We start from the raw sequence: 16,520 nt of genomic DNA, 5'->3' as shown, positions 1-16,520 counted from the left end.
GCACGGGGAGGGCGCTGGCAAGCGGGGTGGTACCGCGGGACCAGGCGACCGATCGCCCGGGACCGTCCCCGCACGGAGAACGCCCGGCATCCACCCGATGCCTCCGATCCCAGGAACGCCGCCGATGACCACGTACCCCCAGGCCTCCACCGACCCCCGCTCGAGCACGCCCGCGTCGCCGCGCTTCCCCGACATCGAGGAACGCGTGCTGAAGTACTGGGCCGAGGACGGCACCTTCCAGGCCTCGATCGACGCGCGCGGCGCCGAGGACAACGAGTTCGTCTTCTACGACGGCCCCCCGTTTGCCAACGGCCTGCCGCACTACGGCCACCTGCTGACGGGCTACGTCAAGGACCTCGTCGCCCGCTACCAGACCCAGCGCGGGCGCCGCGTCGAGCGCCGCTTCGGCTGGGACACGCACGGCCTGCCCGCCGAGCTCGAGGCCATGAAGCAGCTCGGCATGACGGACAAGCATCAGATCGAGGCCATGGGCATCGACACGTTCAACGACGCGTGCCGCTCCTCCGTCATGAAGTACGCCGGGGAGTGGCAGGAGTACGTGACCCGCCAGGCCCGCTGGGTGGACTTCGAGAACGACTACAAGACGCTCAACGTCGACTACATGGAGTCGGTCATCTGGGCGTTCAAGCAGCTGCACGAGAAGGGCCTGACCTATCAGGGCTTCCGCGTCCTGCCGTATTGCTGGAAGGACGAGACCCCGCTGTCCAACCACGAGCTGCGGATGGACGACGACGTCTACAAGGACGTCCAGGACCAGACCGTGACCGTGACGTTCCCGCTCCTCGCGGGCGAGGGGGAGCTCTCCCGGCAGCTCGCCGGCGTGCAGGCCCTCGCCTGGACCACGACGCCCTGGACCCTGCCCACCAACCAGGCCCTCGCCGTCGGACCGGACGTGCGCTACGTCGTCGTCCCCGCCGGCCCGAACGGGGTCAAGGCCTCCGCCGCCACGGGCCGCTTCCTGATCGCCGAGGACCTCCTGGGCGCCTACGCCAAGGATCTGGGGTACGACGACGGGGCTGCCGCCGCCGCCGCGGTCGAGTCGGGCCACCTGGGCGCCGAGCTCGAGGGGATCGGCTACGAGCGCCTCTGGGACACCTTCGCCGACGCCGGGAAGTACGGCACGGAGAAGGCCTGGCGGATCCTCGTCGCCGACTACGTCACGACGACGGACGGCACGGGCATCGTCCACCAGGCGCCCGCCTACGGCGAGGACGACCAGGCGGTCTGCGAGGCCAACGGGATCCCCGTGGTGCTCTCCGTCGACGAGGGAGCGCGCTTCCTGCCCGTCTTCGAGGGCGGGCCGCTCGCCGACATCGCCGGCGTGCAGGTCTTCGAGGCGAACAAGACGATCATCCGGGTGCTCAAGGACGCCGGCCGGCTGGTCCGCCAGGCCAGCTACGTGCACTCCTATCCGCACTGCTGGCGCTGCCGCAACCCCCTGATCTACCGCGCCGTGTCCTCGTGGTACGTCAAGGTGACCCAGTTCAAGGACCGCATGGTCGAGCTGAACCAGGACATCAACTGGATCCCGGGCAACGTCAAGGACGGCCAGTTCGGCAAGTGGCTCGAGAACGCGCGCGATTGGTCGATCAGCCGCAACCGCTACTGGGGCTCGCCGATCCCCGTCTGGGAATCCGACGATCCGCGTTACCCGCGCCGCGAGGTCTACGGTTCGCTCGCCGAGATCGAGGAGGCCTTCGGGACCCTGCCGCGCAACCACGCCGGCGAGGTGGACCTGCACCGCCCCTTCATCGACGACCTCGTGCGCCCGAACCCGGACGACCCCACGGGCAAATCCATGATGCGCCGCGTCGAGGACGTCCTCGACGTCTGGTTCGATTCCGGGTCGATGCCCTATGCCCAGGTGCACTACCCGATGCAGAACAAGGAGTGGTTCGACTCCCACAACCCGGCGGACTTCATCGTCGAGTACATCGGGCAGACCCGCGGCTGGTTCTACACGATGCACGTCCTCGCGACGGCGCTGTTCGACCGCCCGGCGTTCAAGAACGTCATCAGCCACGGGATCGTCCTGGGCTCGGACGGGCAGAAGATGTCCAAGTCGCTGCGCAACTACCCCGACGTCAACGAGGTCCTGGACCGCGACGGCTCCGATGCGATGCGCTGGTTCCTCATGGCCAGCCCGATCCTGCGCGGCGGCAACCTCGTGGTCACCGAGCAGGGGATCCGCGAGGGCGTGCGCCAGGTGCTGCTGCCGATGTGGAACGCGTGGCACTTCTTCACGCTCTACACGAACGCCGCCCACGGGGGAGCGGGCTACGCGGCCCGGCTCCGCTACGCCTCCGACGATCCCCTCGACGCGTACCTCCTGGCCGCTACGGGGCGCCTCGTCCGCCAGAGTACCGAGGCGATGGACGCCTACGAGATCTCCGACGCGTGCGATGCCCTGCGCCGCTACATGGACACGCTGACCAATTGGTACATCCGCCGCTCGCGGCAGCGCTTCTTCGACGAGGACACGCAGGCGTTCGACGTGCTCTACACGGCACTGGAGACGCTCACGCGCGTCGCCGCGCCGCTGCTGCCGCTCGCGAGCGAGGAGATCTGGCGCGGCCTGACGGGCGGACGCTCGGTGCACCTGGCCGATTGGCCGGACGCCGGGCTCTTCCCCCAGGACGAGGCCCTCGTGGAGCGCATGGAGCTCACGCGGCGCATCGCCTCCGTCGGCTCCTCGCTGCGCAAGGCCGCCAAGCTGCGCGTGCGCCTGCCGCTGCAGGGCCTGACCGTCGTCGCGCCGGGCGCGCGGGAGCTCGAGGGGACGTTCGCGGCCGTCGTGGCCGACGAGCTCAACCTGCGCTCCGTGACGCTCCTGGACGCCTCCGAGGCCGACGCGGGCGAGTTCGGGATCAGCCAGCGGCTCGTGGTCAACGCCCGGGCCGCCGGCCCGCGCCTGGGCCGCGACGTGCAGCTGGCGATCAAGGGGTCCAAGTCGGGCGACTGGTCGGTCGACGCCGAGGGCTCGGTGGTGTGCGGGGGCCTGGCGCTCGAGCCGCACGAGTACACCCTGGAAACGGTCGTGGCGGACGACGCCGGTGCCTCCGTCGCGGCGGCCGTGCTGCCGGGCGGGGGGTTCGTGGTGCTCGACACCGAGCTCACCCCCGAGCTCGAGGCGGAAGGCGTCGCGCGCGACGTCGTGCGCGCCATCCAGTCCGCGCGCAAGGACGCAGACCTGCGGGTGGCCGACCGGATCCGCACCGTCGTCCACGCGGACGCCGCCACCGTGGCGGCCCTGCACGCCAACGCGGCACTCGTCAAGGAGGAGACGCTGAGCGTGGGGCTCGTGCTGCACGAGTCCGCGGGCGGCGACGTGCGCGTCGAGGTCGAGACCGTCGCGGCCGCCGAGGCCGGCGGAGAGGAGCGCAAGCCGTGAGCGATGCCGACGCCTTCTCCGTCCAGAGCGTGTACGCCGAGCTGCTCTCGCGCGCCCCGGAGAACAAGATCGAACCCCGCATGGAGCCCATGCGGCGTGCCATGGAGATCCTCGGCGAGCCCAACAAGGCCTTCCCGATCATCCATGTGACCGGAACCAACGGGAAGACCTCGACGGCCAGGATCCTGGAGTCGCTCCTGCGCGCCCACGGGCTGCGCACGGGTCGCTACACGAGCCCCCACCTGGCCTCCGTCACCGAGCGGATCAGCCTCGACGGCGAACCCGTCGCCGACGCCGACTTCGTCCGGATCTGGGACGAGATCCGCCCGTACCTGCTCATCGTGGACGAGGAGCTCGAGGCGCGCGGCGAGAACCGGCTGACCTACTTCGAGGCCGTCACGGTCCTGGGCTTCGCGGTGTTCGCCGACGCGCCCGTGGACGTCGCCGTCATCGAGGTGGGCCTCGGCGGCATCACCGACGCCACGAACGTGGGGGACGGGCAGGTCGCCGTCGTCACGCCGATCTCGCTCGACCACACGGATCTGCTCGGCGACACGGTCGAGGACATCGCCTGGGAGAAGTCCGGGATCATCAAGCCCGGAGGATTCCTGGTCAGCGCCGCGCAGCCGGCCGCGGCCGCGCAGGTCCTCCTCGACGCCGCCCGCGGGAAGGACGTCCCGTTCCGCTTCGAGGGCGTCGAATTCGGCGTCGAGGAGCGGACGCTCGCCGTCGGCGGCCAGTCCCTGCGGCTGCGGGGCATCGCGGGGCGCTACGACGAGCTGCTGCTGCCCCTGCACGGAGCCCACCAGGCCCAGAACGCGGCCGTCGCGGTCGCCGCGCTCGAGGCGTTCCTCGGCGGCGGCGAGCGCGAGCTGAACGCGGAGCTGCTCCGGGAGGGCCTCGCCGAGGCGGCGAGCCCGGGCCGCCTCGAGGTCGTCCGTTCGGCGCCGACCGTGCTGGTGGACGCCGCGCACAACCCGGACGGCGTCCGGGTCAGCGCCGAGGCCGTCAAGGAGGCCTTCGGCTTCACGGCCCTCGCCCTCGTCGTCGGGATCCTCGCGGAGAAGGACGCGCCGGCGATGCTCGCGGAGCTGCGGGAGCAGTACGGAGACCTGGTCCAGGACCTGTGCCTGACCCAGTCGACGTCGCCCCGGGCCGTCCCGGCCGGCGAGCTCGGGCGCTTGGCGCTCGAGGCCGGATGGCCCGAATCGGACCTGCACATCACGGAAAAGCTCGACGACGCCCTGGAATGGGCGGTGGGCCGGGCCGAGGCCGGCGGCGACTTCGGGGGCGGCGTGCTCGTCACCGGATCGATCACCGTCGTCGCCGAGGCGCGGACGCTGCTGGGAAGGTAGGACCATGGCACGACTCACCAAGGCGCAGCGCGAGTGGCGGCCCGGCATGAAGAAGCCCCGCCGCTCCGTGCGCACCCTCTTCGCCTCCACGGTGCTGACCCTGGAGGCCTTTGTGGTCCTCTTCGCGACGCTCGGCGTGTTCGGGCTGCACCGCGGGGCCGTCTCCGCCTGGCTGATCTGGGGGATCGGGCTCGGTCTGGCGCTGTTGTGCCTGGCCACGTGCGCGTTCCTCGGCCGCCCGTTCGGCTACTGGATCGGCTGGGGCATCCAGGTGCTGCTGGTCGGCGCGGGATTCATCGATCCGTACATGTTCATCGTCGGGGCGCTCTTCGCGGCCGCCTGGTGGTACGCCGTGACCAAGGGCGGGGCGATCGATGCGGAGAACGCCGAGCGCGACCGTGCGCAGGCCCGCTGGGAAGCGGAGCACCCGGAGGCCGGCTCCGACTAGACTGGCCGGAGGAAACCCGACCCCCACCTCAAAGGAGCACGCCCATGTCCGTTGAACGGACCCTTGTCCTGGTCAAGCCCGACGGCGTCGAGCGCCAGCTCACCGGAACGATCCTCGCCCGCGTCGAGGCCAAGGGCTACCGGCTCGCGGCCCTCAAGCAGGTCCAGGCCACCCGGGAGCTGCTCGAGCGCCACTACGAGGAGCACGTCGGCAAGCCCTTCTACGAGCCCCTCGTCGAGTTCATGCTCTCGGGCCCCGTCGTCGCCGCCGTCTTCGAGGGCCACCGCGTCATCGAGGGCTTCCGCTCCCTGGCCGGGACGACCGATCCGACGACGGCCGCCCCGGGGACCATCCGCGGCGACTTCGGCCGCGACTGGGGCCTGAAGGTGCAGCAGAACCTCGTCCACGGCTCGGACTCGGTGGAGTCCGCGGAACGCGAGATCGGCATCTGGTTCGCCTGAGCGTCGCCGCCCCGCTCCGCGCGGGGACCGGTCACGGTACGACGGCGGCCGGCCACCCTCCACGGGTGGCCGGCCGCCGTCGTCGTTGTGCGCTCGGGCGTGGACCGGGGTCCGCGTTGCCTCAGCCGAGGAACATGTTCATAAAGCGGAAGAAGATCGACGCGGCGCACGCCACGATCACGAGCGCCGTGGCCACGCCGGGCCAGCCGGCCGCGGCACGGCGCAGCCACGCGGGCGCGGGGAGCACGCCGTGCAGGATGTTCCGGGCCGTCGTGTAGATGAAAAGCGGGATCACCATGAGCCAGACGACGATGCAGTAGAGGCACAGGACGTTGATCTCGAACAGCGCCTGGTACCAGAGCCATCCGATGAACGCCGCGGCCAGCGTGATCCCGGTCTGGACGCCGATCCAATACCAGCGGGGGAAACGGGCGCCTGCCGCGAGCGAGACGCCGATCGTCAGGACCACGGCGAAGCCGACGACCCCGATGAAGGGGTTCGGGAAGCCGAACAGGGCGGCCTGCCAGGTCTGCATGACCGTGCCGCAGGAGACCCAGGGGTTGAGGTCGCAACTCGTCACGTGTGAGGCGTCGCGGTAGAGCTCGAGGCGCTCCAGCACGAGGATCACGGACGCGATCCAGGCCACGGCGGCCGTGGCCGCGAGGATGACGCCGAAGGCCTGGTCCCGGGCGAAGCGTGGAAGTTCCGTCGTGGTCAAGCGTCTGGCTCCTCGCTCGCGGGCGCCGGAGGACCCCGGCGCGTTCGCCTCCAGTGTATCGACGCCGCGCGTGCCCGGGTCCCGCCGTGCGGGGCCCCGTGTGAGATAATGGCCGTGGCCGTCCGTGGATCCACAGTCCAGGGCCGGCCCAGCGACAGGCTTCCAGGCCCGCGGGCGATGCATCGGACCGGCGTGAAGACACGACGCCCCTCTCGAATACCGCCGACGGCCGCCGCAACGGAAAGCGGCTTGCCGGGAAAAGCGCCGCTGGTCCAACGGGACGTCCGCACCCCATACGTGGTGGGTGCCCCCCGGTGGATAGCATCCTGACTTCCGGCGCGCGGAGGCCCTTCAGGCCCCGCCGCCGAACTGAGCGCCCGGCGGGCCCACTGTGGGGGTCGGCCGGGTAGGAGCATGACCCATGGATTCATTGACGACCCCGTCGACCGAGAATACGCCCGAAGCAGAGGGCGGATTCCCGGAACAGGCCGCCCCCGCGGCGGAACCGAAGAAGGCGGTGCGCCGTAGGAAGCCCGCCGCCAAGACCGCGGCCGCCTCCGCCGCGGAAGAGGGCGAGACGGCCCCCGGTGTCGCGGCGGCCGAGGCCCCCGCATCGTCGGAGGCCTCCACCGCCGAGGCGCCGGCCGAGGCTCCCGCGAAGGCCACGCGGCGGCGCAGCAGCACCGCGGCGAAGACCACCACCAAGACCGCCGCCGCGAAGTCCACCCCGGCGAAGAAGACCGCCGCCACCCAGGCCACCGCAGCGAAGAAGACCGCCACCGGGGCCGAGGCGTCTGTCGAGGCCGATCCGGTCGCGGCCATCGAGCCCGCCCTGGCGTCCGGGGATGGCGTCTCCGACCAGCTGGAAGAACCCGCGGCGAAGGCTCCGCGCAAGCGCGCCCCGCGCAAGTCCGCCGTCACGGTGCCCGACGAGGCACCCGCCCCCGAGGTGCCCGCAGATGGTGCTGCCGAGGGGGACGCGCCCACCGAAGCGGCCCCTGCCCGGAAGGCTCCGCGCAAGCGCACGCCGCGCAAGGCCACCGCGGCGGCGCAGGGCGACGACACCGGCGCGGAAGCCCCGGACGACGCGGCGGCCGCGCAGGAGGCAGCCGCGGTCCAGCCGCCGGCCTCCCCGGCCGCGGACGAGGCACCCGGGGCCGGCACCGGCGTCGTGCCCGGCTCCTCCGATGCGACCACCGAGGACACCGAGGGCGGGCCGGCCGCGGATCCCTTCACCATCCCGGCCTCGCCCGTGTCCCTGCTCTTCCACGCCCCGGACCTGACCGCCGTCCCGGCGCCGGCCGCCGTCGTCGAGGACGAGGAGGACGATGACGCGGATTCCGGCGAGGAGGGCGCGGGACGCCGCCGCCGCGGCCGCCGCACCCGGCGCACCCGCGGGGGAGCGTCCGAGGAGGCCGCCGCCAACGGCCCGGCCGGGGAAGAGGAGGGCGTCGTCTCCCGCCGCCGGCGCCGCCGCCGCCGCGGAGACGCCGACCTGGAGCTCACGGGCGGCCAGGACGACGACCCGCCCAACACGGTCACCCGGGTCCGCGGCCCGCGGCAGGCCGCCGAGCCGGCGCCGTCGAACAAGGTCATGGGCGTCAAGGGCTCCACGCGCCTCGAGGCCAAGCGCCAGCGCCGCCGCGAGTCCCGCGAGTCGGGCCGACGCAGGCACGTCATCACCGAGGCCGAGTTCCTGGCCCGGCGCGAGTCCGTCGACCGCCAGATGGTCGTGCGCCAGCGCGAGGACCGCATCCAGATCGGCGTCCTCGAGGACGGCATCCTCGCCGAGCACTTCGTCTCCAAGACGCAGCAGGACTCGCTCATCGGCAACGTCTACGTCGGCAAGGTGCAGAACGTGCTGCCGTCCATGGAGGCCGCGTTCATCGACATCGGCCGCGGCCGCAACGCCGTGCTGTACGCCGGCGAGGTCAATTGGGACGTCGCGGGCCTCGACGGGCAGCCGCGGAAGATCGAGCACGCCCTCAAGTCCGGCGATTCCGTGCTCGTCCAGGTCACCAAGGACCCCGTGGGCCACAAGGGCGCCCGTCTGACGAGCCAGATCTCGCTGCCCGGACGCTACCTCGTCTACGTGCCCGGCGGCTCCATGACGGGCATCTCCCGCAAGCTGCCCGACGTCGAGCGCAACCGCCTGAAGAAGATCCTCAAGGACCACTTGCCGCAGAACGCCGGCGTCATCGTGCGCACGGCCGCGGAGGGGGCCTCCGAAGAGGAGCTCATGAACGACATCAACCGGCTCCGCGCCCTCTGGGAGGAGATCGAGCGGAAGTCGACCTCGACGAAGACCACGCCGCCCGAGCTGCTCTACGGAGAGCCGGACCTGACCATCAAGGTCGTCCGCGACGTCTTCAACGAGGACTTCTCCAAGCTCGTGGTCTCCGGCGAGGAGGCCTGGGACACCATCGAGGCCTACGTCACCTACGTCGCCCCGGACCTGCTGGGCCGGCTCGAGAAGTGGGAGGCGGAGGAGGACATCTTCGCGGCCAACCGCATCGACGAGCAGATCCACAAGGCGCTGGACCGCAAGGTGTTCCTGCCCTCGGGCGGCTCGCTCGTGATCGACCGCACGGAGGCCATGACGGTCGTCGATGTGAACACGGGCAAGTTCACCGGCTCCGGGGGCAACCTCGAGGAGACGGTCACCAAGAACAACCTCGAGGCCGCCGAGGAGATCGTCCGCCAGCTGCGCCTGCGCGACATCGGCGGGATCATCGTCATCGACTTCATCGACATGGTCCTGGAAGCCAACCGCGACCTGGTGCTGCGCCGCCTCGTCGAGTGCCTCGGCCGCGACCGCACCAAGCACCAGGTCGCCGAGGTCACGTCGCTGGGGCTCGTGCAGATGACGCGCAAGCGGATGGGCACCGGGCTGCTCGAGGTCTTCAGCGAGAACTGCGAGGCGTGCAACGGCCGCGGCGTCGTGACCCACGAGGAGCCCGTCGAGCACCGGCGTTCCTACACTGCCTCCGGCGAGCAGCAGTCCGGATCCCGGAACGACCGCAACGACCGCTCCGGCCGGTCCTCGCGCCGCCGCAAGGGCGGGAAGGACCAGGACGCGCCGGAGCAGCCCGTCGAGGCCCAGCGTCCGGCGGAGGACCCCGAGCGCGAGGCGAAGGCGAGCGCCGCCCGGGCCGCCTTCGCGACCATTGCCGCCGCAGCGCACGCGGCCCATGAACACGAGCACGACGCCGGGGCGCGCCCGGAGGCCGCCACGGAGGGGGCCACGGGTGGATCCGCTCCGGCGGACGGCGCCGCGTCCGGCGACGCCGAGGCCGAGGCCGGGCAGGCCGGGACCGGCGGACGCCGTGGCCGCCGACGCCGTGGCCGCGCCGGTTCGCCGGTGACGACGACGGGAGGCGCGGCAGATGCGCCCGCCGGCGACGAGGCGCCTGCCGACGCCGCGGAGCGGCCGGACACGACCCCGGTGCAGGCCGGGGAGGCGCTCGCCGCGCCCGCCGCGCCCACCGCGGCCGCGTCGGTCTCCGAGACCAGCGTGCCGGCTCCCGAGGAGGCGGCCGAGCAGGTCGTCACGATTGCCGGAGAGGCCGTGCGGCTTCCCCGGGCCAGGCGCAGCCGCCGGGCCACCGCACCCGTCCAGGCCCCCGAGCTGACCCTCGAGTCGCTCTCCGAGGTGCTCGGCGCTCTCGCGCCGGACAGCGGTGACGGGGACGCGGGCCGGACCGCGGACGCGGCCTCGGCGACCACGCCCGGACGGGAGCCCGCCGGCGCGGTCGAGTCGACCGACGTCGTCGAGGAGAGCGGCGTCGTCGCGGCGGCCGACGCCGCCGCCGAGGCTGCCCCGGGCCGGGCCACGCAGCCGGAGTCCGTGGCCGTGCAGGAGGCGGCGCAGCCGGAAGCCCCTGCCCCGCGCCGGCCGCGCCGGACCCGTTCCGCCCGATCCGCGCAGGGCTCGGCCCACGAGCCGATCGAGCGTGGCGTGGCCGCCGCGCCGGCCTCGGGAGGCTCGACGCACACGGCGGCGCTCCCCGGGGACACGGCGGCGCGTGCCGCGGCTCCTGCCGAGGCGCCCGTTGTGCTCGGCGTCGGCGTGCCGGCGTCGGAGCTGTAGCGCCGAAGGTCTTGACGACTCGCCGGGGCAGGATGTATTTGCCCCGGCGGGGCCGACTAGCGTAATCTAGATCTTCGGTGCGAACGCCGCTCATCGGAACTTTCCGCTCGGCGTGACAGCACGGCGCAACCCCAGGCATCCATCCCGGAGACCCTGATGCGCAGTTAGAGATATCAATGTCGAGAGAAGTGAGTTCCAAAGTGGTGTACGCGATTGTCCGCGCTGGCGGCCGCCAGGAGAAGGTTTCCGTCGGAGACCTTGTGACCCTTGACCGCGTTCCGGTGGCAGCTGGCGGCACCATTGAGCTTCCCGCGCTGCTGCTGGTCGACGGAGACAAGGTGACCTCCGCAGCCCAGGACCTGGCCAAGGTGACCGTGACCGCCGAGGTCGTCGAGAACCTCCGCGGTCCGAAGATCGTCATCCAGAAGTACAAGAACAAGACCGGCTACAAGAAGCGCCAGGGCTTCCGCTCCGCGCTGACGAAGGTCAAGGTCACCTCCATCGCCTAGGGCGCCGGAGACCAGCAACCCCCGATTTGAAGGTAGGCACATTCAATGGCACATAAGAAGGGTGCGAGCTCCACTCGCAACGGCCGCGACTCCAACGCCCAGTACCTCGGCGTGAAGCGCTTCGGCGGCCAGGTCGTCTCCGCCGGCGAGATCATCGTCCGCCAGCGCGGAACCCACTTCCACCCGGGCGCCAATGTCGGCCGCGGTGGCGACGACACGCTGTTCGCCCTCGCCGCGGGAGCCGTCGAGTTCGGCACCCGTCGCGGGCGCCGCGTCGTCAACATCGTCTCCGCCGACTAGTCGGACCGGACGAGACAGAGCTTTACTAGACTGGAGGGCGGGCCGTTCGGCCCGCCCTCCAGTCGCATTCCAGCGGCGCGCAGCTTCGCGCCGGCCTGCACGACCAGCAGCACACAGAGGAGTCCAGCCGTGGCAGCGTTCATCGACCGCGTCGTCCTTCACGTTTCCGGAGGAACCGGCGGCCACGGCTGCGTGTCCATCAAGCGTGAGAAGTTCAAGCCGCTCGGCGGCCCCGACGGCGGCAACGGCGGCAACGGGGGAGACGTGGTGCTCCGCGTCGACCACCAGGCCACGACCCTGCTGGACTACCACCACCTGCCGCACCGCCACGCCGGCAACGGCGAGGGCGGCAAGGGCGACAACCGCCCCGGCAAGCACGGCCAGTCGCTCGTCCTGCCCGTCCCGGACGGGACCGTGGTCAAGGACCGCGAGGGGAACATCCTCGCGGACCTGATGGGCGAGGGCGCCGAGTTCACCGCCGCCGCCGGGGGGCAGGGCGGGCTCGGCAACGCCGCGCTCGCCTCCGCCAAGCGCAAGGCCCCCGGCTTCGCCCTGCTCGGCCTTCCCGGCTCCGCGCGGGACATCGTCCTCGAGCTGAAGACCGTCGCCGACATCGCCCTCGTGGGCTACCCCTCCGCCGGCAAGTCCAGCCTCATCGCGGCGATGTCCGCCGCCCGCCCCAAGATCGCCGACTACCCGTTCACGACCCTCGTGCCGAACCTGGGCGTCGTCCAAGCCGGCGAGGTCCGTTTCACCGTCGCCGACGTGCCCGGACTCATCCCCGGCGCGAGCGAAGGGCGCGGCCTGGGCCTGGAGTTCCTGCGCCACGTCGAGCGCTGTGCGGCGCTCGTGCACGTCCTCGACTGCGGCACCCTGGAATCGGACCGCGACCCACTCTCCGACCTCGCGGTCATCGAGGCCGAGCTCGCCGCCTACGCGGTTGATTCCGGCTTCTCCGACGGCGATGCCGTCCCCCTGAACGAACGCCCCCGGCTCATCGCGCTGAACAAGGTCGACATGCCCGACGGCGAGGACATGGCGAAGTTCGTCCGCCCGGAACTCGAGCAGCGCGGCTACCGCGTCTTCGAGGTCTCGGCCCTGAACCGGGAGGGACTCCGCGAGCTCACGTTCGCCATGGCCGGCCTCGTCGACGAGGCGCGGGCGCACCGCGAGGCCACGCCCGCCCCCGCCCCCGTCCAGGTCCTGCGCCCCCGCGGCGTCGACGCCCGCGGATTCTCGATCCGCCGGGAGGAGCGCAACCTCGAGCCGCTCTTCCGCGTGCTCGGCGAGAAGCCCGTGCGCTGGGTCATGCAGACCGACTTCACCAACGACGAGGCCGTCGGCTACCTCGCCGACCGGCTCGCGAAGCTCGGCGTCGAGGACGAGTTGTTCAAGATGGGCGCCACGCCCGGCGACGCCGTCGTCATCGGCGACGACTCCACCGGCGTCGTCTTCGACTGGGAGCCCACCATGGCCGCCGGGGCGGAACTGCTCGGCTCCCGGCGCGGACAGGACGTCCGCCTCGAGGAGACCAACCGGCCCACACGCGGGCAGAAGCGCCAGGAACAGCAGGAACGCCGCGACGCCAAGGCCGCGGCCCGCGCCGAGCTCGAGGCCGAGCGCAAGGCCGGCATCTGGACCGAGTCGGTGAACTACAAGCACCGCGCGCCGGGGGACGACGACTGAGCATGCGCCAGAACCGCAAGGCCTCCTCCATCCTCCGGCGGTCCCACCTGCCGCAGGCACGCCGGCTCGTCGTCAAGGTCGGCTCCTCGTCGCTGACCACGGTCACGGGCGGCATCTCCGAGCCCGCGCTCGCGGAGCTCGTGGACCGCCTCGCCACCGTGCGCAACGCCGGTACCGAGCTCATCCTCGTCTCCTCCGGCGCGATCGCGGCCGGGCTCGCGCCGCTGGGGCTCGAACGCCGCCCCCGTGACCTCGCCACGCAGCAGGCCGCAGCCGGCGTCGGCCAGGGCCTGCTCATGGCCCGGTACACGCAGGCCTTCGGCGCCCACGGCGTGACGGTCGGGCAGGTCCTGCTCACGGCGGACGACCTGATCCGGCGCCAGCAGTACGCCAACGCGTTCCGCGCCCTTGCACGGCTCCTCGCCCTCGGCGTCGTGCCGATCGTCAACGAGAACGACACGGTGGCGACGCACGAGATCCGCTTCGGGGACAACGACCGCCTCGCCGCCCTCGTCGCGCACCTCGTCAAGGCCGACGCCCTCGTCCTGCTCTCCGACGTCGACGCCCTCTACGACGGCCCGCCCGCCGAGGGCGCCACCCGCATCCCGCACGTCGGCCGGGCCGAGGACCTCGAGGGCATCCGGATCGGCAGCACCGGCGCGGCCGGCGTCGGCACGGGCGGCATGGCCACCAAGGTCCAGGCCGCGACCATCGCCGCCGAATCCGGGATTCCCGCCCTCGTCACCTCGACCTCCAACGCGGCCCGGGCCCTGGCCGGGGAGGACGTGGGAACCTGGTTCGCCTCCCGTGGTACCCGGCGCCCCGCACGCCTGCTCTGGCTCGCCCACCTGGCCAGCACGCAGGGCCGCCTCGTCCTCGACGACGGCGCCGTCGCCGCCGTCGCGACGGGGTCCAAGTCCCTCCTGCCCGCCGGGATCACGGGCGTCGAGGGGGACTTCGAGGCCGGCGACGCCGTCGAGATCGCGGATCGTACCGGCCACGTCCTGGCGCGCGGCCTCGTGAACTATTCCTCGGGGGAGCTGCCCGAGATGCTGGGGCGGGGCACACGGGAGCTCGCGCGATCGCTCGGCGCGCATTTCGAGCGCGTCGTCGTCCACGTCGACGACCTCGTGCTCGTCTAGCGTCGCCCCGGTACCGGTCGCGGTCACCACCCGTGCGGGCTTCACGAAGCTGGGAGGACGCCCGCGGCGTCGCTAAGCTGGGTCCATGAGCCACACCGTTCCCGAAGCCGTGCCCGCACAGGACCCCGCCGTCCACGACGCGACGGAGGCCTCGCCGTCGTCCTCGCTGCCGGAGCCCGCGAGGGAGCGAGCCACCGCGGCCGAGGAGATCGGGCGCCGCGCCGACCGCGCCCGCACCGCATCGCGAGTCCTGGCGCGCGCCAACCGGGACTGGAAGGACCGCGGACTCGCGGCCATCGCCCGCGAGCTCGACGCCCGGCGCGCCGCGGTGCTCGCCGCCAACGCGAAGGACGTGGCCCGCGAACGCGAGGCCGGCACCGCCGACGCCCTGCTCGACCGGCTGCGGCTCGACGACGCCCGCGTCGACGGCCTGATCGCCGCGCTCGGGGAACTGGAGGGCCTGCCCGACCCCGTCGGATCCGTCCTGCGGGGGCAGACCCTGCCCAACGGCCTCAGGCTGCGCCAGGTCCACGTCCCCATGGGCGTCGTCGGCGCCATCTACGAGGCCCGGCCCAACGTCACGGTCGACATCGCCGGCCTCGCCCTCAAGAGCGGCAACGCCGTGCTGCTGCGCGGCGGCTCGGCCGCCGCCGAGACCAACCTCGCCCTCCTGCACCTCATCCGCGACGCGCTGCGCTCGGCCGGGCTGCCCGAGGACGCGGTGCAGAGCGTCGACGACTACGGGCGCGAGGGGGCCACCGTGCTCATGGCGGCCCGCGGCAAGGTCGACGTCCTGATTCCCCGCGGGGGGCGCTCCCTCATCCAGTCCGTCGTGCGCAATGCGACCGTGCCCGTCATCGAGACGGGCGAGGGCAACGTGCACATCTACCTCGACGCGTCCGCCGACGCCGAGGCGGCCGTCCCGATCCTGCTCAACGCCAAGACCCAGCGGCCCTCGGTCTGCAATACCGTCGAGACGCTCCTGATCCACCGCGACGCGGGGGCGGGGCGCGCCGTGCTCGAGGCGCTCGCGGGGACCGGCGTGCGGCTCCACGTCGACGAACGCGCCGCGGCCCTCGTACCGGAGCTGGCCACCGTGCCCGCGACGGAGGAGGACTGGGGCTCCGAGTACATGAACCTGGACCTCGCGGTCGCCGTCGTCGACGGCCTGGACGAGGCCATGGAGCACATCAGGCGCTGGTCCACGGGCCACACCGAGGCGATCCTCACCAACGACCTCGCCAACGCCGAGCGCTTCATCCGCGAGGTCGACTCCGCGGCCGTCATCGTCAATGCGTCCACGCGTTTCACCGACGGCGGCCAGCTCGGACTCGGCGCGGAGATCGGCATCTCGACGCAGAAGATGCACGCACGCGGCCCCATGGGACTGCGCGAGCTGACCACGACCAAGTGGATCGTGCAGGGCGACGGCCACGTCCGTTCGTAGAGCACCAGCAACATGGGTAACATAGGGGGGAGCAAAGCAACTGCCCCTCCTCCGGACGCGAGCCGGGCCCGGGGCGCGCATCTTGAGTCCTAGGGAGAGACATGCTGAACCAGTACGTGGGAGCGGCCGTGGCCGCAACGGAGCACGCCGCCGAGAGCGCAGCCAACCAGGCCCTCCTGGTCGGCGGTTCGATCTTCGCCGTCTTCCTGGTGCTGCTGCTCATCACCGTCTCCTTCACCAACGTCGGCCGGCGGCACGAGGCCCACGCGGAGGTCGCCGACACCCACCGCCAGCACACCAACAAGCACGGCCATCACTGATTCCGCCGCAGCGGGCACGGCCACGAGGCCGGTCCGCCTGGGGGTGATGGGCGGCACGTTCGATCCCATCCACCACGGCCACCTCGTCGCCGCCAGCGAGGTGGCGGCCGAGTTCGGCCTGGACGAGGTCGTGTTCGTCCCCACTGGCCGGCCCTGGCAGAAGTCCGACCGCCGCGTCTCGGCGTCCGAGGACCGCTACCTCATGACCGTCGTCGCCACCGCCTCGAACCCGCGCTTCACCGTGAGCCGGGTCGACATCGACCGCCCGGGGCCGACCTACACGATCGACACGCTGCGCGACCTGCGGCGCCAGCGACCGGACGCGGAGCTGTTCTTCATCACGGGCGCGGACGCGCTCGAGCAGATCATGTCCTGGAAGGACATCGACGAGTTGTGGAGCCTGGCCCACTTCGTCGGCGTGACGAGGCCCGGCCACGAGCTGCCCGACCTGGGCCGCCAGGACATCAGCCTCCTGGAGGTCCCGGCGATGGCCATCTCGTCGACGGACTGCCGTGAACGCGTCCGCAGCCACAAGCCCGTCTGGTACCTGGTGCCGGACGGCGTGGTGCAGTACATCGCCAAGCACCAGCTATACAACGACGACGGCGGCGCCGACGGCGCCTGATCCGGGA

The 16,520-nt window shown here is 72.1% G+C and carries 13 protein-coding genes; 12 read left to right on the top strand and 1 reads right to left on the bottom strand.

Annotated features, from left to right (window positions below; genetic code table 11):
• Window positions 1-124: 124 nt before the first annotated feature.
• Genes ileS through ndk form a run of 4 tightly spaced genes read left to right on the top strand, consistent with a single transcriptional unit; the run spans window position 125 to window position 5,676 of the window.
• On the top strand, window positions 125-3,412 hold the full coding sequence (gene ileS / locus ACQ3I4_RS14095; protein ID WP_430633796.1) for an isoleucine--tRNA ligase: 3,288 nt from the start codon (window positions 125-127) through the stop codon (window positions 3,410-3,412).
• Window positions 3,409-4,767: a bifunctional folylpolyglutamate synthase/dihydrofolate synthase gene (locus tag ACQ3I4_RS14090; protein WP_329863534.1), complete on the top strand. Its 1,359-nt coding sequence runs from the start codon at window positions 3,409-3,411 to the stop codon at window positions 4,765-4,767. Before ileS ends, ACQ3I4_RS14090 begins: the two co-directional genes overlap by 4 nt.
• A 4-nt stretch (window positions 4,768-4,771) precedes the next feature.
• On the top strand, window positions 4,772-5,215 hold the full coding sequence (locus ACQ3I4_RS14085; RefSeq protein ID WP_329863536.1) for a DUF4233 domain-containing protein: 444 nt from the start codon (window positions 4,772-4,774) through the stop codon (window positions 5,213-5,215).
• A 44-nt stretch (window positions 5,216-5,259) separates the two neighbouring features.
• Window positions 5,260-5,676, top strand: coding sequence for a nucleoside-diphosphate kinase (gene ndk, locus ACQ3I4_RS14080; protein ID WP_329864307.1), 417 nt, complete (start codon window positions 5,260-5,262; stop codon window positions 5,674-5,676).
• A 121-nt stretch (window positions 5,677-5,797) separates the two neighbouring features.
• Here the strand turns inward: ndk and ACQ3I4_RS14075 are convergent, their stop codons facing one another.
• Window positions 5,798-6,394: a vitamin K epoxide reductase family protein gene (locus ACQ3I4_RS14075; RefSeq protein WP_329863538.1), complete on the bottom strand. Its 597-nt coding sequence runs from the start codon at window positions 6,392-6,394 to the stop codon at window positions 5,798-5,800.
• A 421-nt stretch (window positions 6,395-6,815) separates the two neighbouring features.
• Here ACQ3I4_RS14075 and ACQ3I4_RS14070 point away from each other — a divergent pair, with 421 nt between their 5' ends.
• The 8 genes from ACQ3I4_RS14070 (at window position 6,816) to nadD (ending at window position 16,513) form a co-directional block, all read left to right on the top strand.
• On the top strand, window positions 6,816-10,484 hold the full coding sequence (locus ACQ3I4_RS14070) for an Rne/Rng family ribonuclease (protein ID WP_430633795.1): 3,669 nt from the start codon (window positions 6,816-6,818) through the stop codon (window positions 10,482-10,484).
• 200 nt (window positions 10,485-10,684) lie between these two features.
• The gene (gene rplU / locus ACQ3I4_RS14065; protein WP_329863542.1) at window positions 10,685-10,993 is read left to right on the top strand and encodes a 50S ribosomal protein L21; all 309 of its coding nucleotides are present in this window, start codon (window positions 10,685-10,687) and stop codon (window positions 10,991-10,993) included.
• A 45-nt stretch (window positions 10,994-11,038) separates the two neighbouring features.
• Window positions 11,039-11,293 (top strand): 50S ribosomal protein L27, encoded by a 255-nt coding sequence (rpmA, locus tag ACQ3I4_RS14060; protein WP_329863544.1) that lies wholly within the window; start codon window positions 11,039-11,041, stop codon window positions 11,291-11,293.
• A 129-nt stretch (window positions 11,294-11,422) separates the two neighbouring features.
• A complete protein-coding gene (obgE, locus tag ACQ3I4_RS14055) occupies window positions 11,423-12,979 on the top strand; it encodes a GTPase ObgE (RefSeq protein ID WP_329863546.1) in 1,557 nt (518 codons plus the stop codon).
• Window positions 12,980-12,981: 2 nt separating this feature from the next.
• Complete coding sequence (gene proB, locus ACQ3I4_RS14050) at window positions 12,982-14,121, top strand: glutamate 5-kinase (protein WP_329863549.1); 1,140 nt, start codon at window positions 12,982-12,984, stop codon at window positions 14,119-14,121.
• An 85-nt stretch (window positions 14,122-14,206) separates the two neighbouring features.
• Window positions 14,207-15,568 (top strand): glutamate-5-semialdehyde dehydrogenase, encoded by a 1,362-nt coding sequence (locus ACQ3I4_RS14045; protein ID WP_430633794.1) that lies wholly within the window; start codon window positions 14,207-14,209, stop codon window positions 15,566-15,568.
• A gap of 101 nt (window positions 15,569-15,669) precedes the next feature.
• Entirely contained in the window at window positions 15,670-15,888 is a 219-nt protein-coding gene (locus tag ACQ3I4_RS14040; RefSeq protein ID WP_329863553.1) for a hypothetical protein, read from the top strand.
• Entirely contained in the window at window positions 15,881-16,513 is a 633-nt protein-coding gene (nadD, locus tag ACQ3I4_RS14035; RefSeq protein ID WP_329863578.1) for a nicotinate-nucleotide adenylyltransferase, read from the top strand. The genes ACQ3I4_RS14040 and nadD overlap by 8 nt, the downstream gene beginning before the upstream one ends.
• The last annotated feature ends 7 nt before the right edge of the window (window positions 16,514-16,520 follow it).

This window comes from Zafaria sp. Z1313, assembly GCF_050563205.1.
In the GTDB taxonomy this organism is placed as follows: domain Bacteria; phylum Actinomycetota; class Actinomycetes; order Actinomycetales; family Micrococcaceae; genus JAZDCJ01.
Note: the sequence above shows the minus strand (reverse complement) of the source record. Positions and strands in the feature narration are given on the sequence as shown.